Source organism: Rhodococcus sp. JVH1 (assembly GCF_000280725.2).
Taxonomy (GTDB): Bacteria; Actinomycetota; Actinomycetes; order Mycobacteriales; family Mycobacteriaceae; genus Rhodococcus_F; species Rhodococcus_F jostii_A.
This window is the reverse complement of sequence record NZ_CP166289.1, coordinates 1-19251: the sequence shown is the minus strand read 5'-3', so window position 1 is coordinate 19251 and position 19251 is coordinate 1. Positions and strand designations below refer to the sequence as shown.

Here is a 19251-nt window from a genome sequence, read left to right as displayed (position 1 = left end):
GCGGGTCAGCGACACCCGCTCCGGGTCGTACTCCCGTTTCGGCCTGGTCCCCGCCGGGGCCTGCGGCGGCACCCCGCGCAACACCTCGACGATGTGCTGTTCCCACCACAACGCCTCCGCCGCCACAGCTTCCGGCACACCGTCCAACAGCGTGGACGGGGGAACCGGAGCCTGCGCCGGCGCACTCACCGCCTCGAAGTCTCCGGCCGCCAATAGGTCGGTCAGGCCAACCTCGGCGACTTGACCGCCGGTGTCCGCCAGCTGTATTCGTGTTCCCGACACCGCGATCACCGTGTGCAACGTTCCCGCCAGCCGCACGCGATCACCGATCGACAACCGCGCAGGCCGCCGAGGCGCAGATCCCCCGCTCACCGAGCACCACCGACCGAACCCACAGTCGCCACCAGAGTGGTCGGGCACAGCCTGGCGGCCGCCAGCTCGGCCACCAGCTCCTGCTGCCACATCAGGTGCAACAGTGCTGGCAGCACCGCGATCCGGTCTCCGGCACGCTCGGCGGTCGCCAGCAGCGGCGCCGGTGACGCGAACACCCCCCGCAGCCGCTGCCCGATCTCGGCCCGGCCGGCGCACCGCGGATGCCGGTAGCGTGCCAGCCACCGCACGTTCCCCGCCAGCATCGGATCCAGCACCCCACTCGCCGATATCGCCAGCCGACCACCTGCTCACACGCCTGCGCCGTGACCGTGAACGCTTCGGCGTCCCTCGGCTCGATCGCGTCATCGGCGCGGACATCGATCACCACACCCGACCCGTCGACCACGCGAGCGAAATAGTCCGGGGCATGGCGGCGCTGGCCTCTGCCATCGCTCCAGTGCAGCCAGAACGGCTGCGACGCGATACCGACGACGTCCCGATCGAAATCGAGCGCGCGGACACGATCGCGCTCCAGCCAGGACTCGTAACCCACATGGTGGCCGGTTGTCACCGACCACCACCACCCGGGGAAATGACCGAGCCCACGCGACCAGCGGAACGTCCGCACCGGCGCGGCCTGCTCCAGCGTCAAGTGACCGCACTGCCCCAGCCGCACGAATCGATCCCCGCCCACTGCATCGCGCAGCCCCAGCGTGAACCCGAAATCGTCGGCCGGAACACGATCCAGCGCCAGCACAGCGTCGCCCACCTGATCAGCGCTCGCTCAGCCGTTCCTCCGCAGCCCGGGCGATCGTGTCGCCGAGTGCCTTCCCTGGGGCGCTCGCGGAGTCGGGAATCATGATGTCGACCGCGCGCCCGTCGGGGTGATCCGGGGTGACGTCGCCGGTGGGGCGCCATCCGCCGAGGGTGGTGATCTCGGGGAAGGCCGCCGCGATTGTGCGCATGATGCGGATCGAGTCGATCTGCATGTGCGCTTGGCTGCCTTTGTCGGCGGGCAGCGGCGGTAGCTCTTCGTCGGTGGAACGAACTCGGCTTCGGAGGTCGTGCGGTGTTTGCGGCGTCGCTGCGGGCCGGCGGGTTCGTCGCTGCGGGCCGGCGGGTTCGTCGACGACGGGTGGTTCGGTGGGAGGGGGGTGCCGCGGGTGTCCTGGGCGGTTCGACGGGCGGCGGGCTGGCCCCGGGCCCCGGGGCTCGGGGGCCGGGGGCCGGGGGCCGGGCTGGGTGTTGTGGTGCCGGTTCGGCCGGCGGGGTCGTGGGGGGCGTTGCGCATCGCCGCGGCGCGGGAGGGAGGCGGGGCTTCCGGCGGCAGGACCGGCGGCTGCGGCTCGTCGAAGTTCGGGTCGAGCACCGGCGGCGATGTCCTTGTTCGGGGCTGATCGGATTTCACCGTCGATCTTCGGTAGTGGACAGGTCGAGCACCGGCGGGCCGGGGCCGGGGCGCTCTGTCCGGGTCTGAGGCGGTCGTGGTGCCACCACGTCGTTCCATGCCGCGATGAACACGGAAAGTGCGGGGGTCGGTCGGCGTTGATGTATCGGGTGATCGTGGTGGTGAGAGAGACGGTGAGCGTGAGCATCACGGCCAGTGGTGTGAAGCCCGGAGGGACGTGGATGATCATGCGGGCGACGACGAAGGCCGTGACCGCGATCGTTGCATTCACCCCGACGGCGGAGTACCGGATGCGAGTCGGGGGAGGGTTCTGCCCGCGGGGGCCGAGGTAGTGCGCGTCTACGCGGGTAGAGCGGGTCGGTCGGCGTTTACGTGCTCACTCCCTTCGAGGATGTGTTCGCAAGGGACGAGCACGCGTGAGACGTCGACGCCGAAGAGGCTGAGGGAAAAGGTTCCGAGCCCGTTCATTGCGTTCTGGCTACCGGCGAGCACGAAGAAGGTGATCGCGCCGACAGATCGGTCCGCCGACGGTCGGCACCTTCGAGAAGTTGCTTGTGGCGGGCTCCGAGTGTGATCGCGCAGGCAACCAGCGGGGAAGATCCCCGGCGAAGACGTTGTCGCCGATCCAGTCTCGAGGTTGTTGGTGTTCACCTCGGTTTCCGGAGCAAGAAAGTGATCACCGATGTGGGGGTGTGTGGGTGAAGCGAGTGCGGCGTCGACGACGGTGGACGCAACACAGATGGGGTTCTTCTCGGGTCGGATCTGGCGAGAGCACTTGAAATGTGGTGCGGGCGACGTGAAGAAAGATCGCGTGCCGACGTCAACGGGGTATGTGGATAGCTTCCTTGTGAGAAGGCGCAGCGGTGGTCGTCGGCGCAGCGGGGGTGCGTGCTTTTCGGCCATCTGGTGACCCACGCATGGGCTGGGCGCGGGCATCGGTTGCGTGGGCGGTGAGGGTGTCGCGCGTGGACCTCTGACGGGTCGTGGGTGGTTCGGTGTGCGCTTGACCCCCTCTCGGTCAGAGATCGGGGCCCGCCGAGCACCGCAACGGGCCGCCCGGTGGGGTGGTGCCCGGAGAACCCGGCGGAGCAACGGTGGCGGCAGGGCCGTGGAAGCGCGAAATTCAGCGCTGCAATGTGGTGCCGGACCGCCCGTGTTCAGGCGCACACGAGTGCGCGTCTTATTGCCCTCGAAATGGGGATCGAACAGGTGGTGCTGCGGCACCGATCGGAGGGTGCTCTGCCGTGGCATGAGAACGGGCGTCCGAATCGAGCGTCCGGAAAAGCGGGGGAACCCCACCCCCTTCGGGGGTCACTCCCCCCGGCCCTTCGGGCCTAGGGGGGAGTGTACTACTAGAAATTGCGCCGCGCCAACCTATTTCGGGACGCCCCATGTCACACGCCTGCGGCGGTGCTGTGTCGACCGCGCAGCGGGGCGCCGGTTCGGCGCGCCCTTCGTGGACTCGCCGCGCCGGCATCGGGACCGCGTCGACCGCCGCACCGACCCTGCCGGTATCGCTCGCGGAGAGGCGTCTCACACGCGTGCTCGGACGTGCTCGCCGCAGCGGTCGAATCACCGTCGAAACGCCCGGAACTCGACCGCTCATTCGACCGCTGATTCGAGCGCTCTGCGACGGGGGTCCGTGACCGCTGATTCGGGCGCTCTGCGACGGGGGTCCGCGACTGCTGTTCGGAGCGCTGCGGCGGGCGGGTCCGCGGCCGCACCCGCACCGTTCCGGCACCGTGCGGCGAACACCGCCGACACAGCGAACGAGTCCCCTGGATGCCTGCTTCGCCACGGCGTGCGATGCGGCACACACCGGGTCTCGGTGAGCGGCGCGCGGACCGCTGGGATCCGGGGGTCGCCGGGATGCTCTACGTGGGGCACCGACAGGCTCGGGACGATTCGTCGAACGCGCCGCTCGGAAGTTATCCACATACCCCGTTGAACCCGGCGCGCGTTTGTTGCCACAGTGCTCCCGCATCACTCCCGCAGTGGTGTCGGGCCGAGCGAAAGGAGCCCGCGGTGAACGCACGTCGTGACCCGGTCGAGGACTGGGTGGTTCAGCAGTACCACGAGATCTTCGGCGACTGCGACACCGCACGCGCAGGCACGCAGGTCGATTCGGCCGCCCGACCGGGCGCGCATCGGCCGCTTCACCCCCACCTCACCGATCGCTGTGGCCGGCGCCGCCGCGGCGGTGTACGCGCCACGGCTGCTGCCGGCCGTCGACGGCAACGAGACCGCGACCGACGTCCCTCACCCAGCTGCACGGCTACCAGTGGCCCGTTGCTCGCTGGCGCTGCCGCACTGTGCGCGCTCGATGTGTCCCGCTACCGCGCGCACAAGTCGACTCGGATGCTCGAATCCGTGGTGCGGCAGAGCACCGGTCACCGTCCCCGGAAGGTCATCGTGTCACTGGCTCCCCGGCGACGGACCGTCTGCCGGGCGGCGATCACACTGCACCCCGGCACCGTGATCCGGCCGAAGGCGTTTTCACGAGCTGACCCGGGCAATCGAGGAGGCATTCGCTGGCCGCGGCAAGTGGGAGGTCCGCCTCGAGCATGAGGGGCACAGGAATCGAATCCTCATCACCCGCGCCGAAGTCATCCCCGACACTCGCTCCGCGCGGCACAAGGCGCTGCAGGCGGCGCTCGATGCCGGCGCAATCCTCAAGGACGCGAGTGTCACCGTCGACTCGGTCGACGAGTACGGCGTCGAGAACGGCTCGAGAACGGCGTCGAGAGCACGTTCGAGCCGTCGATGAACTCCGGTGCCCGCGGCTTCCAAGCGAAGGTCGACGAAGCCCTGGCATCTCTTGCGGGCGTGCACGAGTCCGGCCGGACCTGGACCACGGAGTGGACCCCTTCGCAGGGCCCCCTGGTGATGCGGCTCGTGGCTGCGGTGCCGACCGGGGTGGAGTACCCGTTCGCCCTGGTCGGCGGGGACCTGCGGCACCTGCCGTATGCGACCGGCGCGGCGGACCTGACGATGTTCTGGGATGTGTCGACGAGTTCGAACCGGCCGCATTGCGTGATCGTGGGGCCGACCGGCGGTGGCAAGGGGTTCGTGATCCGCACGGTGCTGACCGAGGCGGTGCGCCGTGGCATCCCGTTCGTCGGTGTCGATCCGAAGATGATCGAACTCGACGGCACTCGAGGGTTACCCCGGTTGTGGCGCGATGGTGTAGGACGCGCTCCGCGCGGCAATGTTCGTGCGTGCGCTGCACACCGAGATGATGGCCCGCAACGCCTACATTCACCACAAGAAGATCGAGGGTTCGCAGCTACCGCTGATGATCGCGGTCCTCGACGAGTTCTTCATTCTCTCCGGCAAGTGGCAGCGGCTGGCGAAGACGGGCGACGACGCGACCCGAGAGCAACCCGAGAGCGACTCGAGGAACTCGACCCGAGAGCGGAGAGCGACCCGAGAGTGACTCGAGAGCGACTCGAGGAACTCGACCCGCTCGGGGCGTGGGCCGCGTGCTCGGTGTCCAGGCGTTCCGGACGCTTCTCTGTTCGGCGGCGCCAGCGGTAACCCTCGTGACAACCCCCGGGCGCCCGCACCGCGGGTGCGGTGCCGGGGGCCGGCCAAGCGACTACCGACTAAAAGCCCGGGGAATGCGTGGCCCTTCGGGTGGCCGCCCATACGTGAAGACCGCAGCCGCGTTGGGCATCACCGCCGCCTGCGTTGCCGCCGTGGGGGTGGCGAACGACCCGATGGGCGAGGGCAATCCCGATCCGGCTCAGGCTGCGATGACGGCCGCCGCTGCGACCGGCGAGAACGGACTGCCCACGCTCAACCTGCCCGAACCTGAAAGGGTCGAGGAACCGGAGGCCCGCTGCGGTCGGCGACCTTCGCTGCGCCGGGAGGGCAGTTCGTCATCGCGACCGGTGACAATCGGTGTTTCGTCGCTTCGGAGAGCACCGTGCTCGCTTTCGGGGCCGGGAGCATCGCGTCGTTGACGCGTTCGGGCGTCTCGATCGGCGATGCTCCATCGGACTCTGGTTGGTCCAAAACCGTTGATCTGGTTCGTATTCTGGTGCTGGAGCTGGGGTTCTCCGTGGGGTGGTGGGGTCGTCGGGATGCCGCGTTGGACGCGCTCGTTACCGGGCGGAGCTCAGGTGCAGGGCGTCGGCGGTGGCCGGTGTCGCGTGCCGGGGCGCGAGGGGTCGGTGCTCGCGGCGGCGAGCTCGGTTGGTGTGTCGTTTGCGGTCGTTTTCGGTCATGCCGCCCCAGATTCCGTACGGTTCGCCCGTCGTCAGGGCGTGCTCGCGGCACTGGGTGAGTACGGGGCAGTCCTGGCAGATCTGCCGGGCCCGTGATTCGCGGTGACTTCGGGCGATGCCGCGTTCATTGTCGGGGGAGAAGAACATCGACGGTTCGATACCGCGGCACGCGGCGCTGTCCCGCCACCCTTCGGGTCCGCTCAGGACCTGGTGGGTCGGCGTGGATGGGGTTCGGGCGGGGAGCAAGTGCGGTTCCTTTCGTTCCCGAACGGGAGGATCTGTGGGCAGATCCGGACTCCGGAAACTGAATTTCTGTGTTGTCGATGTGTCGTGGGGTCTCGGTTGCGGCTCGTTCCGGACAACAAACCGGGCACCTTGGTTTGACGGGTAGTGCGGATGGCCTGGTGTCTGCGCTAGGCGGTCCAGTGTCCAATCCTCGGCGGTGGCGGTGGCGGTGGCGGTGGCGGTGGCGGTGTGGGCCCCATCGGGGTGATGCCGTGTCATGGCTCCCGCCTCGGGAGGCTTGTGGCTCTTGTGCTGTACGTATGCGACTTTCCCCTGCCGGCCACCCGGGGTGGGATGGAAGATGACGCTCGATCAGTTCGAGGACAGCTTTCGGGTGGTGGCCGCTCGCGGCGTCGGCAGGGGCGACTGTCGCCGGTTCGGCGAGGTTGGCGCCAGGAGAATATGCGATCTGCTCTTCGTCGCCGCGGCGGTTGCCGCGGCCCTTCGCCACAACATCATCGATTGTACGGACATACCGATCACATGGGTTTACAGGAGAACAGCGATTGTTCCGCGAGGCTCAGGTCACCGTTTGTCAGTCGAGCCGATCCTCGGGTGGCTGGCCGGCTATCCGTCGCTCGACCGGATGCTCGCGACCGAAACCCCGGTCGTGGCTGCCCGCGACACCACCGGCGGGCTGCGCGTGAGGTTCGCGCGGACCTTCCGCACCGTATCCCGAGGTGAAGACGGTGCGCGCCCACGGTCGGACACCGCTCGATGATCGGTGTCCCTCTCGACCTCTACCTCTGAGACCGAAGGGTTGTCCCGTCCCGGGTCGCCGAAGTGCCGATGCCGACCGAGGCTGCGGGTGAAACGCAGTGCCCGGGCCGGCAGAGGTGAATACCCGATCGGGTGCGGCGGCAGGATGCGCCGGATGGTCCGACGCGTCGACGACAGCATCGGCATCGTGTCGTTCACCGCCTGTCCGGTCAATCTGGCTATGGCACAGCGCATTCCATGTTCAGTGATGGGATAGTTCCGTCCGGAGGCGCCCCGTGATGTTCATGTCGACGTTGCGGTGACCGTCGAACGTCCGCAGGCTGCTCGTGGGAACAGGTGAGGTGCACGGCGAGTCGCCGTGCACCCATCCCCGTGCCCCTGACATTGGTCACCGATGCGATCGGCAGGCGCCCTCGGTGCGCTGGACCGATGCGCCTGTCGGCTCGAGGAGTGAACCGGTCGGATAGGGGTATCCGATGCGCGTGCTGCCGCGTGGCCTCGGACGGCAAACCCGCGCGAGAGCCCGGATCCTCCGGCCGCCTGACCCCTTCGGTCGGAGGGTTCCCATCTGGACCTGATCCGCATGCTGATGGAAGCCTTGGGGCAGTATCGGATTCGACCGTGCATTTCGCCAACGGCCGCATCCGGCACCTTTGCGCGGACGAACTCATACTTGCCGCCGCCGCCCCACCACCGGCGTATCGCGAGATCACCGATTCGCTCAGTGGCGACGATCCGTTCCCCTCGAGGAACTGCCGACGCGGCGTTCCGGTAGCCGGCCCCGGCTGAAGCCGGTCGGCCTCGTAGACGGAAATGGAGCGCCGCGCCAACCTCGAAAATCCTTCCTGCCCAAGGATCGTCTCGACAGGACGGCCTCCACGCAAAATCGCCTCCGGGTAGAGCCGGGACTATTTGCGTTTTCGGGTCGGTAGATGGTGGTGCCGATGACGAGAGCGCGGTTACCTCGACATCGGTCGGTGCGGGGGACGGGCGGGGCGCAGGTATCGGACGTTGCGGGTGCACGCGGTCAGTTCGGAGAGGGCCTGGTGTAGTTGGCCGGTGACGTCCCACACATCGGGGACGAGGTTTCGGCAGGTGATGATGCCGACGTCGAGGTGCCGGCCGTAGGACATGGCGGCGATGGTGATGCCGCCGGCCATGTCGCTGACGGCGGAGACGGGGAAGTTCCCGGTTACCTCGATGCCCGCGGCATACAGCCGCCGAGCAGGGCCGGCGGCGTGGGAGATGATCAGGTTGACCGGTGGCGTGGGCATGGTCAGTGCCCGCAGCGGTGTGCGTGAGATCGGACCGCGCAGTGCTCGCGGCAGCGCGGCACCGACGTCGCGGACGAGGGTGGCGGGGGCGGCGCGGAAACGTTGGGGTGCCGCCGTGAGCGAGGTGTGCACCTTGTGCAGGCGGCGGGCCGGGTCGGCTTCGTTGATCGGAAGGGCGATGGGCAGGAGGGAGAGTCGATGGCCGGCGGCCGCGAACTGTGCGTCGGTGCGCCGCGCGATCGGCATGGCCGCGGCCAGCGCCGTGTTTGGCGGGGCATCGTGGTCGATGAGCCAGCGACGCAGCATGGTGGTGCACAGCGCCGTCACCACGTCGTCGACGGTGCACCCCAGCGCGGTCCTGACCGCATCGACCTCGCCGAGCGGTAGCGAGGTGAACGCGAACCGTCGGCGCGCGGTGTCGGGGCCGGGGAATGGGGTGTCGGGTGGTGCCGGTGCCCCGGCCGTCGCCTCGTCGGCCGGCCGCCGCCATGTGCGCGGGGTCAGCCTCCGGGCGAGTGTGCCCAGCAGGTCCGCGCCCGGGTGGGTGAGGGCGTCGGCGAGCTCGGGCAGGTGCGGTGCCAGCCGGAGTGTGGACCACATCAGCCGCGCGGGCAACAGTGCCAGATGCCAGGCACTGTTGCCGAGCATCCCCAGGGCGCCGGCCGCCTGGTACTGCTCGTCGCTGAGCCGGTGCGGCACCGTGCGGGGTTGCGGGGTGGTGTCCATCAGCACCGCGAGAGCCTGCGCCGCGGTCAGGCCGTCGATCACCGCGGGGTGCACCTTGGTGTAGATCGCCTGCCGGCCACCGGTGAGCCCGTTCACCAGGTAGCACTCCCACAGGGGCCGGTCGCGGCTCAGTGGACGTGCCGCGAGACCGGAAATCTGCTCGGCGAGCTGTTCGTCGGTGCCGGGACCGGCCAGGGTGACCTCCCGGATGTGATAGCCGAGGTCGAGGAACTCGGAGTCCACCCAGTAGGGCCGGTCGAGCCCGAGAGGTACCTGCTGTAGCCGCCACCGCAGTGGCCCCACCAGGTGTAATCGGCCATCGGCGAGCCCCCGGAGGGCCTGCACCGTGAGCCCGCCACCCGGCGTGGTGGGGCCGAGGACACTCAGGATCCCGACATGGGTGCAGGTGGTGGATGTCTCGGCGTCGAGGAACTGCGCATCGAGTGAACTGAGCTGGTGCATAAGGTTTTACCTGGATTGGGTGAGCCAACGTGCTGGGCGAGCCCACAAGGCGTCACCCCAACGCTACGCCGCGGCGCGCCCCCGTGGTGTCCCACGCAATTCGTTGACCGAATCCGCGCTGAGCTTCGCTCGACAATTTCGAATTGGCGCACACCGAGTTTCGAATTGCGCCGCCGGTGCGGCCGCACGCGGGCAACAGCGAGGGTTCGTGCGGACCTCCCGGCGTGTCCGGACACCAGAGAACTCGGCGATCGCGCCGAGTACGGAAAGAACCTCCGCCGGGGGAGCGTGAGAGAAGTGGGATTGACCCATCGGCTCTTCGACAGCGTCGAGCGCGAACTGGGAAACGTCTCCGCGCTGGTGTTCTGCCATTGCGAGTCGGTCGATTCCGGCCGGTTGGACACCACGGTGGAGAGCTTCGATCGGCACTTCGCGGTCAGTACGCGGGCGTCGTGGCTGCTGATCCGGGGGTACGGGCTGCGATTTCGCGGTCAGCACGGTACCGGGCGGGTGGTCAGCCTGACCAGCGATCACACCGTCGGCAACCTGGCCTGTGGGGCGAGCAAGGGGGCGATGGACCGGATCACGCTGGCCGCCGCCCGTGAGCTTGCCGATCTGGGAGTGACCTGTAACGCGATCAATCCCGGACCGACCGACACCGGGTGGATGAACCGAACAGCAGAAGGCGCACATGATCACCTGCACATCTCTGGGACGCCTCGGTATGCCGCAGGACTTGCGCGAATCTGGTGACGTTCCTCTGCTCGGCGGAGGGCGGAGGGATCAACGCCCAACTTCTCCAGAGCGACGGCGGTCTCGAGTAGTCAAAGGCTGTATCTGATCAACGACGCGAATCGTACGGTCGAGGTCACCGCGCTCTCTCACCGCGCGGACGCCTGTCGGTCCTCGTCCTGACGTGAGACGGCGAGTGTCGCAGGATGGACAGGATAGAGCCGTGGCCCGGGCGAATGCTCTGATCTGGGAATATGTCGGGTCCCGGATGTGATCGGGAGGCGTGTTGCGGATGATGGGTGGAAAGGACTGCGGATTTCACTGGGCGTCATCGCGGGGCCGCTGCTGGCGGTCTTTTCCAGCTGCCGGTGATGATTGTGTGGCAGCACTTCAGTCGACCGAAACCGCGTTGCCGGCGCCGCCGTGGTAGGCCGTCTCGATCCACCCGACGGTCGCCAACCGTCGTTCCTCACGGCTGCTCCAGCGGCCACGGTCGAGGACATTGCGTTGCAGCAACGCGAAGAACGATTCCATCGCCGCATTGTCACCCATGCCCCAACCTTCTCATAGAAACTCGTAAGCCATTGCAGGCCAACAATTCTACGAACATTCCGGAACGGAACCGACCAGGTTCAACCGGTCGACGCAACACCTCGACAATGAAAGGCGCGGAATGGGTGACGTCCATCGGCACGGGCGGCAGCGTTGACTTCGACGGGCGGCGGTGTGGTCACCGGGACCACACCGACCGACGAGTACGGGCTGCCCACGCTCAACCTGTCCGTGAGCAAACCGGCCGAAGACACCGAAGCCACCGAAGCCACTACCCAGAAGATCTCGTTTCTCCTGCGTTTCTGTGTCACGAATGCCTTCGGGGCAGTCGCGGTGTTCACCGGGGATCGTCGGGAACCGCCCACAGGCCCGGGCCGGTCCGTCGGCCGGTGTCGGGTGTCAGTGCCCGTAGCCGGGCGGCGTCGTCGCTCAGTGCCTTCCGCAGGTGGGGGCGTACGTCCTCGGCGACGCCTGGTGGGAGTGTGCAGCCGTGGTGCACGAGGTCGGCGGTGTTCTCGATGAGCCGCACCGCTCGCACGACGAGCGGCTCCGGCACCCAGACAGTGGGAAGGTCACCGTCGTGTTCTCTGGTCAGGACGCCGAGGGTGGAGATCATCGACATCGCTGTCGCCGGCTCGTCGGGACCGGTGTCGGCGCCGGCGAGGGCGGCGACCTCGACGAGGGCGGCGATTGTCGCACCGAGGGTGGGCAGGGGCATGGCGATGGTGCGGGGCAGTGTCAGCAGGTCGGCGCCGGGTGCCTCATCGTTGATGCGCAGGGCCAGTTCACGGGCGAGGGTGCGCAGTGCGTGAGGATCGAAGTACCGGCGGGCGGTGCGTTCGGTGATGTGCATCCGCTCTGCCACGGCGGCGACTCGGTCGGTGAGCAGGTCCTCGAGTCGGTCGGCGGGGACGGTCAGACCGATCCGTGCCAGCTCCTCACCGAGGGCGGAGGCCGTCGTCCTCACCCATGATGATGGTCGTGGCATCGGGGCCTCCTGATCAGAGCGTTCCACCACATCTGGTCTGTCTACCAGTTCGCCCATGGTGCGGCGGCGGCAGGCGACGGGAATGAACGCCGCGCCGGACCGGATTGCGGGTTCGGCGACGGGTGCTGGATCGGACGCTGACAGTTTCCGGGGTGCGCTCGCTGTCGGATCGGGACTTCCACAGTGGTGTGCAAATTTGGTGCAACAACGAAGGGTGGGCATGTCTGTCCTCGACACCAGAAGCGCTCTTGCCGCCAACTCTGCCCGTGCACACCTCGGCTTCGGAGGGGGGAGCTGTGGAGCGATTCCGGTGGCGGGCAGGGCATGCAGTCGGCGGCGTAGTGCTCGGTGAGCGCCTCTGGTCGACGATCTCCGCCAGATCCATCCGCACGCGCATGCGTCGACGGCGAGGACACGGTGATCGAGTCGATGCGCGGCGACGTTCCCCGGGGCAGTTCCCCTGCCATGCCCGCCTGGAGCGGTGGGTCCCGGTCGAGTCCTGACCCGGACGAGTAGTGCCATCTGGACAGCGGAGATAGACGCCCCCTATCGCTCGCTCGTCGCGGCGATCGCGTCGGTGATCTGCCCGCGCTGTTCGGCGGTCAGGTCGCGGGCCCGGGCGTCGTCGGCGATGCCGAGCATGACCATGACCCCGGCCGGCCCGATCCCGTGACCGCGCATGTATGTGGTGAGGACGTCGGAGACGAGTAGGTCGGCGGCGATTCGGTCGCGTCGGCGGTACAGCAGCGACGTCAGTGGTACGTGCCCGGACAGTAGGTCGTCGGTTGTCCTCTGACGCACCGCGTTCAGACTGACGATCGTCTGGTCGTCTGGTCGTCAGGTTCGGGTGTCGGCACTGGGGTTCCTCTCGGTCGGCAGGCGGCAACGGCGGATCACAGGCAGCGCGGCGGTGCGGTCGCTCCGGCCCAACTCGTTCGGTCCGTGCTGCGGATCGGGGATCGCCACCGGAGCCAGACGCCGCCGGCGGCGAGGACGACACCGGCGAGGGCCAGTCCGGTCGCGTGCCAATCGACCACGAAGACGGTGGGGGTGGTTCGGGGGCCGGAGACGAGGTGGAGGGTGCAGTGCGCGGCCACGGTGGGCATCTTTGCTCGGCTGAAGTGCTGTTCGGCGATGACGAGTCCGTACTGGTTGAGCACGTCCTCGGGGAAGCGGTGGTGTCCGCGGCAAATCTCCTGTGGGGGGTGAGAGATGAACGCGGCCAGATAGACCGCGATCCCGATGACTACCGCGGCCAGCGGTCCCGCGCGGCGCATCAGCTGCCGGGACGTCGCGGGCGGCGGGCGGCGAACACAGCGACGGTGATCTCGACCTCCTTGAACGCGGCGGCCAGAGCCGTATGCAATCCGTCGAGGTCGTCCCCGCGGTTGTGGAAACGGTGTGATCGGCCCGCTGTAGAGGCTGTTCAGGGTGCGGCTGAGAAGAGTGTGCTGCACACCGTGTCGAGGATGGTCGAGCCGAAGAACACCCCGTCGTCGGCCATGAAGTAGCCCAGGTTGCGGAGCCGAATCTGCCATTCGCGCTGAACGCGGCGCGCCTGCGCGACAAGCTCTTCAGGTTGTGCGGGTGTCAGCGCATCGGGAGCGGCCAACAACGACTCGACCACCGCGACCGGGACGCGAGGGGTTGAGCTGTCGTCGGCGTTGTCGTCAGACCTGTCGTCGCCTGACCGCTTGCCCGTTAAGTCCCGCAGAAGGTTTGGAAGGATGTGCCGAATCATTGTGGGCGGACATGGTGTGGTCAGACCATTCGTCGCGGCGGCCGAACGCCATCAGCTTCTCGAACGAGCGGCAAATCCGGGCAGGTTGTTTCGGTCGCGGCGAAGTCAGGTTCCGGCATGGCTCGGGGCACGGTGCGGGGTCGGGTTCGACGAGTGACGGTGTCACCCGACCGGGCGGTGATCTGCCGGGCGTGGACGACATCAGGCGCCGACCTGCGGGGGTGGGTGTCCTGCCGCCGTGCGTATACCAATCAACGTCATTGACTACGTTTAAGGTAGTAAAAGTACGCTAAGATGTCTGTTGTCTACGTTTGCACCGAACCAGGGGGAGAAGGTCTGTGATCTGGCCGGAGCATCGTATCGAGACTCGGCCCTGGAACCCGCGTCATCGGCAGGGTTCGCGCGCGGACCGCACCCTGGAGACCGTCGACGTGATGATCCCGCCGATGATCGGCGCCCTCGACTGCGATCTGGTCGGTGTTGTTGCCCGCGCGCACGAGGAGGCGGTCATCGCGGTGGCCCGCCTCGAAGCAGGGTTCGGCGAGCACCTGGCGCCGCTGTCGGACTTCCTGCTGCGCAGCGAGTCGGTGGCGTCGTCGAAGATCGAGCACATCGACGCGGGCTGGCGCGCGTTCGGCAAGGCGCTGGCCGGTGGCAAGTCCAGCGCGGAGGCCAAGTCCCAGCTCGCCGCGGTCAAGGCCCTGATCGCGATGGTCGACGCGGCCGGGGACGGCCCGATCACCGGTGACACCCTACTCGGTGCGCACCGGTTGCTGATGGCACCGGACTACTACACCGCCCGCGACTCCGGCCGATTCCGCGACGTGCAGAACTGGATCGGCGGCAGCGACTACACCCCGATCGACGCGCTGTTCGTGCCCCCGCCACCGGAACTGGTCGACGAGCTGATGGCGGACCTGCTGGAGTTCGCGAACCGCACCGACCTGCCGATCCTCGCGCAGGCCGCGATCGCACACGCCCAGCTCGAGTCCATCCACCCGTTCACCGACGGCAACGGACGCATCGGCCGCGCCCTGATCAGCGCGATCCTGCGCCGCCGCCGCCTGACCCACCGGGTCACCGTCCCGTTGGCGTCGGTGATGCTCGCCGACACCCGCCGCTACTTCGACCACCTGACCCGCTACCGAGCGGGTGATGCCGACGGGTTCGTCGAGTACGTCGCCCGCGCGGCGATCGTCTCCAGCGAGGCCGCGCAGGACTCTGCCCGCGCCCTGGCCGAACTCCCCAGCTATTGGCGCGATATCGCGCGGCCGCGCAGCAACTCCGCCGACGAGAAGATCATCGACGCCCTCCTCGGCACGCCGATCTTCGGCGCCGACACCGCCCAGCAGATCACCGGCACCACCGACGCCAGCGCGTACCGCGCGCTCGGCCGGCTCACCGCGGCCGGGGTGCTCGAGGTGCTGTCCGAGAGCAAGCGCAACCAGATCTGGGCCGCCACCGGTGTGCTCGCCGAACTCGACGCCCTGAGCACCACCATCGGCAGGCGCACCACCGAGCACCTGTAGCCTTCCGCAGGGCCCGCCGCTCTGCGCCCTCGGCACCCGTCGCGGCGACGGGTGCTGCTCGGTTAGGGCCCCGGCGGAGGTGTTGGCCGATCCGGATCATCGTTGGTGGCTGTCGATGCCTGAGCAGCGCCGGCGGCGAGGGCGTGATGCGTTGCTCCTGCTGGGTCGGGATCCGGCGGCGAGAGCTCCGCAGCAGCAACGAAATACACGGTAGCGCAGAACCTGCCACTGTCGGCTGGCGCTCTGCCGGGTCACGGACGTGGCGGCGATGGCAAGCCCCACCGAGGGCGGCGCGGGTGATCCTGGACACGAAAGATATAGGCAGGACACGAAAGGCGGAGGCGCTGAACGCCCGTCGTTGGTGCCACTGCAGCATGAACGCGTTCGGTGGTGTCGAGGTGCGCGCGGCGTCCGCTGGGTTCGGGTGAGGAACAATAGAATTCTGCGATACCTGATGGTGCCGACCCGGCCGGGTGCTGACAACCGGCGGCGGTGTTGCTGCGACCGTGCCGGGTACTCGTCGGCGTCCGGTGTTCAGGCGCCGTCGTCGACCGGGGGCCGGGTGGGCGGCCTGGTCCGCGTTCGAGCCAGAGTGCGAAGTCGTCGGCGAGATAGTACCGGACTGCGTCCTCGCGCAGTCGAGGCGTGGCCGCGACCGAGGCGATCAAGGCGAGCAGTAGGCGCCCGCGGACCGGTGTGGCGGGACCGTGGCCGAGCAGCGATCTGCGATCTGGCTTCGAGTCCGTCCCAGCGGTCGCGAATGGGCCGGCGGCGGGCATGAGCGCAGTGTGCCATTCAGTGGTGTGCTCGTGGCGGAACGCGGACCGAACGGGAGGTGCCATCGGTTCGCGGAGCGCGACGGCGAAGCCCGGTGGCTCTGCCGTGGAATGTCGGTGGCGCGGGCTAGCGTCGAGTGGGTACCCGACAGTTGAGGGGCAGCGATGAGCGCGGTCACGACGAATCAGCCACTCGGCACCCCCACCTGGATCGACCTGGGCATCCCGGATCTCGACCGGGCGATGACCTTCTACGGGTCGGTCTTCGGTTGGGAGTTCGACGTCGGTCCCGAGGAGTACGGGCGGTACACGATGTGTCTGCTCGGCGGCAACAAGGTCGCCGCGCTGATGCCGAATCCCGACGAGAACGCCACCGAGTTCTGGTGGAACGTCTACCTGGCGACCGACGATCTCGATGCGACGGTCGCTCGGTCCGCCGCCGCGGGCGGCGCACTGCTGATGGAGCCGATGGACATCGCCGACCAGGGTCGGATGGCGATGGTGCGGGATCCGTCCGGGGCGCAGTTCGGCCTGTGGCAGGGGCGGGCACACGTCGGCTGCGAGCTCGTGAACGAGCCGAACACGTTGTTACGCAACGACTTGGTGACCCCGGATCCCGGCCCGGCGCGGGAGTTCTACGCGGCGGTGTTCGACTTCACCCTGGACGGGAACGACGACCTGCCCGGCGTGGACTTCACCTTTCTGCGCAGACCGGACGGGCACGAGATCGGTGGCATCGTGGGCGACCCGGCCGCCTCGGCGTCCGCTTGGGGCACGCTCTTCCAGGTCGTCGATACCGACGCGGTCGTCGCCGCCGCGCGGGCGAGCGGGGGCGCCGTGGACGATCCGACGGACATGCCGTACGGGCGGACCGCGGATGTCACCGATCCGTTCGGTGCGACGTTCACGGTGGGTTCCCCGCTGCCGGGTGCACAGGGGTAGACGCTCCCGTCGGGCTACCCGCCGACAGCTGGTGCGTGCGAGGTGGCGCCGAGGGTGATCGCGGGCCGCCAGCCGGGGTGCCCGGACGAGGCGGCAGCGCTGCTCCACGACGGCGGCCCGATCAGCCCGGTCGTGCGATGAACGCCCTGACCGAGATGCCCGCGCTGCCCCTGTCACGACCAACCACCGACGCCCTGTCGAGGTGGTGACGGTCCCCGAAGTAGGGGGCCTGCCAGCACACGCGCGTCAACGGCCGGCCGGCCGTTCACGAGAAATTCTCACTCGTGGAGCGATTGTCTGGGCGTGGGATCGGCCTCCTTGCGGTGAGTTTTCGCTGCACGAGGACTGGTTCGACATCATCGCAGCATCCGCGCATCGTGGTGGGCCGCCTGAGATGCCGGCGGTTGGTTTCGGGCTTTTCCTGCCCGTTCATACTGGAGTATGATTGCAGTATGACGACGAGGTTCACGATCAGTTTGCCCGACGAGGACGCTCGCGTCCTCGACGCGTACGTCCGCGACCACGGTCTGGGTGGCCGGTCGGCGGGGATTCGAGCCGCGGTTCGGATGCTCGGGGAGGTGGGTCTCGAGCGCGATTACGCGGCGGCTTTTGTCGAGGGTGGTGTTGTCGACGACGACTGGGACGTCACGTCGGCAGATGGCGAATGATCCGCCGGGGTCAGGTGCACTGGGTTGATCTTGATCCGGCGCAGGGCAGTGAAGCGGCCAAGCGTCGACCCGCTGTTGTGGTGAGTAATGATCGCGCCAATGCGACGGCGGAGCGGCTCGGTCGGGGGGTGGTCACTGTGGTGCCGTTGACGAGTAACACCGCACATGTGTTCGCGTTTCAGGTTCTCGTCGAACCCGACGAATCGGGTATGCCGCGTGAGTCGAAGGCTCGAGCGGAACAGGTTCGTTCGGTGTCGGTGCGTCGTCTCGACGGTGACCCGGTCGGGAAGCTTTCGACGAGAACGCTTGCCGCGCTCGAGGAAGCTCTGCGGCTGCATCTCGATCTGCACTGAGTCGCGTCCCCTGCGGTCGGTCTGACGGGTTCATCAGGTGGGGCACCCGTCGCACTTTCGCGGCGGCCGTTCCGATCCCGCCGCGCGGTCCTGCCCACGGTGAACTCGGAGAAGTCCGCGAGAGGCGCAGCGCAACGCTTCTCTCTCTTCTCGCCCGGGCCCCGGTCTGGGAGGACCGTGACAAGCGGGCAAGGACCATGAGATGCGCCGTGACGCCAGGGACGCCGATCGCGTCGGAGATCCCGGGGCTCAGTGGCGATACCACCAACGCCAGGGTGAGACCCACGACTTACCTGCTGCTCACGTCGAAATTGGTATCGCCGGTGATACCATCCTGTAGGTCGGGGCAGGCGCAACTCCGCGGGGATTCCTGTCAGTCCACAGGGCGTGTCCGACAAGACAATGTGGCACGGCCGAGTGCTCCCGGGGTCGACCACGCCATCTCCGCCGACGGCAAGGGCGTGAAGGAGGCGGGACAATGGCTGACCCGGCGCATTACACCTACCGGGTGACCTGGTCGGAACCGGACGGCGAGTTCGTCGGCACCGTCGCCGAATTCCGCTCCCTGTCCTGGCTCGCCGACACCCAGAACGAGGCCCTCGACGGCATCGTCACCGTCGTCCGAGAGATCCTCGACGACATGGCGAGCACCGGGGAACGCCCGCCGGTGCCGATCGCGGACCGCTCCTACAGCGGCACCTTCACCGTGCGGACCTCTCCGCGGGTGCACCGCACACTGGCGGTCGAGGCCGAGGAGCAGGGTGTCTCACTGAATCTGCTGGTCAACCAGAAACTCTCCGCTCCCGCGGCGGACCCCGCCGGAGCCGACGCAACGCCGGGGTGAGGCCGGGAGGATATCGCCGACACCCGTGACGGGGCAGGACGACCGCATCATCGGCGGTCATATGGTGCACATTCTCAGTTCCGTGTATCCCACGAGCCTGCTGGGGTGGGTGTGAGGGAAAGGCCTCGAACCGAGGATGCCCTGTCCGACAGAATGTACGTGGAGTACGATTATTGATACGTACTTCACGTATCGGAGGTGTGGGATGCCGGAGAATCGAACGCGGCGGAAGGTGATCAAGGCGCCGGCCGTGAAGAGCGGGGGTGGGCCGCGGGTGGTTGCCGGGCGTGGTCACCGGTTGAGTGCCGCCGCCTACCGCGCTGGTGGGGGCCGTGGTGTGGAGGTGGCGGGCGAGTTCGTGGAGTACGTGACCCGGAATGCGCCGCGGCAGGAGTGGGCGCTGATCGCGAAGCTGATTCTCGATGAGGCGTTCGCCGACCCGGTGGGGACTCGTGCCGGGGACCTCGTGGGGGCGGCGGCGGAGCGGCGGCAGTCGTTGCTCGAGCAGGTGGTCACCCTCAAGGCCGGGGAGGCCGGCCGGGTGTTGGCCCCGCGGGCGGGGGAATCGCGGACCCTGGTGAAGAAGTTGCGGGACGAGGGGGTGTTGCTCGGTTTGCCGTTGGGGCGCCGCCCCGATTATCACTATCCGG

The 19251-nt window shown here is 68.1% G+C and carries 16 protein-coding genes and 3 pseudogenes; 9 read left to right on the top strand and 10 right to left on the bottom strand.

Going from position 1 to position 19251, the window contains the following annotated elements:
* Nucleotides 1–368: 368 nt before the first annotated feature.
* The 3 genes and pseudogenes from JVH1_RS00095 to JVH1_RS00085 all read right to left on the bottom strand — a co-directional run bounded on the left by JVH1_RS00095 (nt 369) and on the right by JVH1_RS00085 (nt 1361).
* Nucleotides 369–635 carry a hypothetical protein gene (locus JVH1_RS00095; RefSeq protein WP_051033621.1) on the bottom strand — a complete coding sequence of 89 codons (267 nt, stop codon included), beginning with the start codon at nt 633–635 and terminating at the stop codon, nt 369–371.
* A gap of 71 nt (nt 636–706) precedes the next feature.
* A pseudogene (locus JVH1_RS00090) lies at nt 707–1000 on the bottom strand (TnsA-like heteromeric transposase endonuclease subunit); the annotation flags it as partial.
* Between the two features lie 145 nt (nt 1001–1145).
* The gene (locus tag JVH1_RS00085) at nt 1146–1361 is read right to left on the bottom strand and encodes a hypothetical protein (RefSeq protein WP_009472511.1); all 216 of its coding nucleotides are present in this window, start codon (nt 1359–1361) and stop codon (nt 1146–1148) included.
* A 3627-nt stretch (nt 1362–4988) separates the two neighbouring features.
* Between JVH1_RS00085 and JVH1_RS00080 the strand changes: the two genes are divergently transcribed.
* Nucleotides 4989–5216 (top strand): hypothetical protein, encoded by a 228-nt coding sequence (locus JVH1_RS00080; protein ID WP_011593342.1) that lies wholly within the window; start codon nt 4989–4991, stop codon nt 5214–5216.
* A 670-nt stretch (nt 5217–5886) separates the two neighbouring features.
* Here JVH1_RS00080 and JVH1_RS00075 read toward each other — a convergent pair.
* Entirely contained in the window at nt 5887–6255 is a 369-nt protein-coding gene (locus tag JVH1_RS00075) for a WhiB family transcriptional regulator (RefSeq protein ID WP_009472503.1), read from the bottom strand.
* Between the two features lie 340 nt (nt 6256–6595).
* On the opposite strand from JVH1_RS00075, the gene JVH1_RS00070 reads away from it, so the two are divergent.
* Nucleotides 6596–7015 (top strand): DUF1931 family protein, encoded by a 420-nt coding sequence (locus JVH1_RS00070; protein ID WP_009472502.1) that lies wholly within the window; start codon nt 6596–6598, stop codon nt 7013–7015.
* Between the two features lie 958 nt (nt 7016–7973).
* On the opposite strand, the gene JVH1_RS00065 is transcribed toward JVH1_RS00070, so the two are convergent.
* On the bottom strand, nt 7974–9476 hold the full coding sequence (locus JVH1_RS00065) for a wax ester/triacylglycerol synthase family O-acyltransferase (RefSeq protein WP_009472499.1): 1503 nt from the start codon (nt 9474–9476) through the stop codon (nt 7974–7976).
* 297 nt (nt 9477–9773) lie between these two features.
* Between JVH1_RS00065 and JVH1_RS00060 the strand changes: the two genes are divergently transcribed.
* Complete coding sequence (locus tag JVH1_RS00060) at nt 9774–10229, top strand: SDR family oxidoreductase (RefSeq protein WP_009472498.1); 456 nt, start codon at nt 9774–9776, stop codon at nt 10227–10229.
* A gap of 307 nt (nt 10230–10536) precedes the next feature.
* On the opposite strand, the pseudogene JVH1_RS00055 reads toward JVH1_RS00060, so the two are convergent.
* From JVH1_RS00055 to JVH1_RS00035, 5 genes and pseudogenes are all read right to left on the bottom strand, one after another.
* Nucleotides 10537–10833: pseudogene (locus JVH1_RS00055) on the bottom strand (hypothetical protein); the annotation flags it as partial.
* A 264-nt stretch (nt 10834–11097) separates the two neighbouring features.
* Nucleotides 11098–11748, bottom strand: coding sequence for a hypothetical protein (locus tag JVH1_RS00050; RefSeq protein WP_009472495.1), 651 nt, complete (start codon nt 11746–11748; stop codon nt 11098–11100).
* Nucleotides 11749–12294: 546 nt separating this feature from the next.
* Nucleotides 12295–12549, bottom strand: a complete 255-nt coding sequence (locus tag JVH1_RS00045; RefSeq protein ID WP_009472493.1) for a hypothetical protein — start codon at nt 12547–12549, stop codon at nt 12295–12297.
* Between the two features lie 92 nt (nt 12550–12641).
* Entirely contained in the window at nt 12642–13025 is a 384-nt protein-coding gene (locus JVH1_RS00040) for a hypothetical protein (RefSeq protein WP_009472492.1), read from the bottom strand.
* A 149-nt stretch (nt 13026–13174) separates the two neighbouring features.
* Entirely contained in the window at nt 13175–13489 is a 315-nt protein-coding gene (locus JVH1_RS00035) for a hypothetical protein (RefSeq protein ID WP_043777267.1), read from the bottom strand.
* A 338-nt stretch (nt 13490–13827) separates the two neighbouring features.
* Between JVH1_RS00035 and JVH1_RS00030 the strand changes: the two genes are divergently transcribed.
* The 6 genes and pseudogenes from JVH1_RS00030 to JVH1_RS00005 form a co-directional block, all read left to right on the top strand.
* Nucleotides 13828–15018 carry a Fic family protein gene (locus JVH1_RS00030; RefSeq protein WP_009472489.1) on the top strand — a complete coding sequence of 397 codons (1191 nt, stop codon included), beginning with the start codon at nt 13828–13830 and terminating at the stop codon, nt 15016–15018.
* A gap of 941 nt (nt 15019–15959) precedes the next feature.
* A complete protein-coding gene (locus JVH1_RS00025; RefSeq protein ID WP_009472486.1) occupies nt 15960–16736 on the top strand; it encodes a VOC family protein in 777 nt (258 codons plus the stop codon).
* Nucleotides 16737–17188: 452 nt separating this feature from the next.
* Nucleotides 17189–17404, top strand: a complete 216-nt coding sequence (locus JVH1_RS00020) for a ribbon-helix-helix domain-containing protein (protein WP_009472484.1) — start codon at nt 17189–17191, stop codon at nt 17402–17404.
* Nucleotides 17401–17757, top strand: coding sequence for a type II toxin-antitoxin system PemK/MazF family toxin (locus JVH1_RS00015; RefSeq protein WP_009472483.1), 357 nt, complete (start codon nt 17401–17403; stop codon nt 17755–17757). The genes JVH1_RS00020 and JVH1_RS00015 overlap by 4 nt, the downstream gene beginning before the upstream one ends.
* Before the next feature lie 478 nt (nt 17758–18235).
* Nucleotides 18236–18601, top strand: coding sequence for a type II toxin-antitoxin system HicB family antitoxin (locus tag JVH1_RS00010; RefSeq protein ID WP_371112924.1), 366 nt, complete (start codon nt 18236–18238; stop codon nt 18599–18601).
* A gap of 205 nt (nt 18602–18806) precedes the next feature.
* A pseudogene (locus JVH1_RS00005) lies at nt 18807–19251 on the top strand (hypothetical protein); the annotation flags it as partial.

Excerpts from the sequence above, each read along its gene's own strand:
- JVH1_RS00015 (WP_009472483.1), top strand. The coding sequence starts at position 17,401 with ATGATCCGCCGGGGTCAGGTGCACTGGGTTGATCTTGATCCGGCGCAG.
- JVH1_RS00035 (WP_043777267.1), bottom strand. The coding sequence starts at position 13,489 with ATGATTCGGCACATCCTTCCAAACCTTCTGCGGGACTTAACGGGCAAG.
- JVH1_RS00050 (WP_009472495.1), bottom strand. The coding sequence starts at position 11,748 with ATGCCACGACCATCATCATGGGTGAGGACGACGGCCTCCGCCCTCGGT.
- JVH1_RS00025 (WP_009472486.1), top strand. The coding sequence starts at position 15,960 with ATGAGCGCGGTCACGACGAATCAGCCACTCGGCACCCCCACCTGGATC.
- JVH1_RS00010 (WP_371112924.1), top strand. The coding sequence starts at position 18,236 with ATGGCTGACCCGGCGCATTACACCTACCGGGTGACCTGGTCGGAACCG.
- JVH1_RS00040 (WP_009472492.1), bottom strand. The coding sequence starts at position 13,025 with ATGCGCCGCGCGGGACCGCTGGCCGCGGTAGTCATCGGGATCGCGGTC.
- JVH1_RS00095 (WP_051033621.1), bottom strand. The coding sequence starts at position 635 with ATGCTGGCGGGGAACGTGCGGTGGCTGGCACGCTACCGGCATCCGCGG.
- JVH1_RS00070 (WP_009472502.1), top strand. The coding sequence starts at position 6,596 with ATGACGCTCGATCAGTTCGAGGACAGCTTTCGGGTGGTGGCCGCTCGC.
- JVH1_RS00085 (WP_009472511.1), bottom strand. The coding sequence starts at position 1,361 with ATGCAGATCGACTCGATCCGCATCATGCGCACAATCGCGGCGGCCTTC.
- JVH1_RS00065 (WP_009472499.1), bottom strand. The coding sequence starts at position 9,476 with ATGCACCAGCTCAGTTCACTCGATGCGCAGTTCCTCGACGCCGAGACA.
- JVH1_RS00080 (WP_011593342.1), top strand. The coding sequence starts at position 4,989 with ATGTTCGTGCGTGCGCTGCACACCGAGATGATGGCCCGCAACGCCTAC.
- JVH1_RS00020 (WP_009472484.1), top strand. The coding sequence starts at position 17,189 with ATGACGACGAGGTTCACGATCAGTTTGCCCGACGAGGACGCTCGCGTC.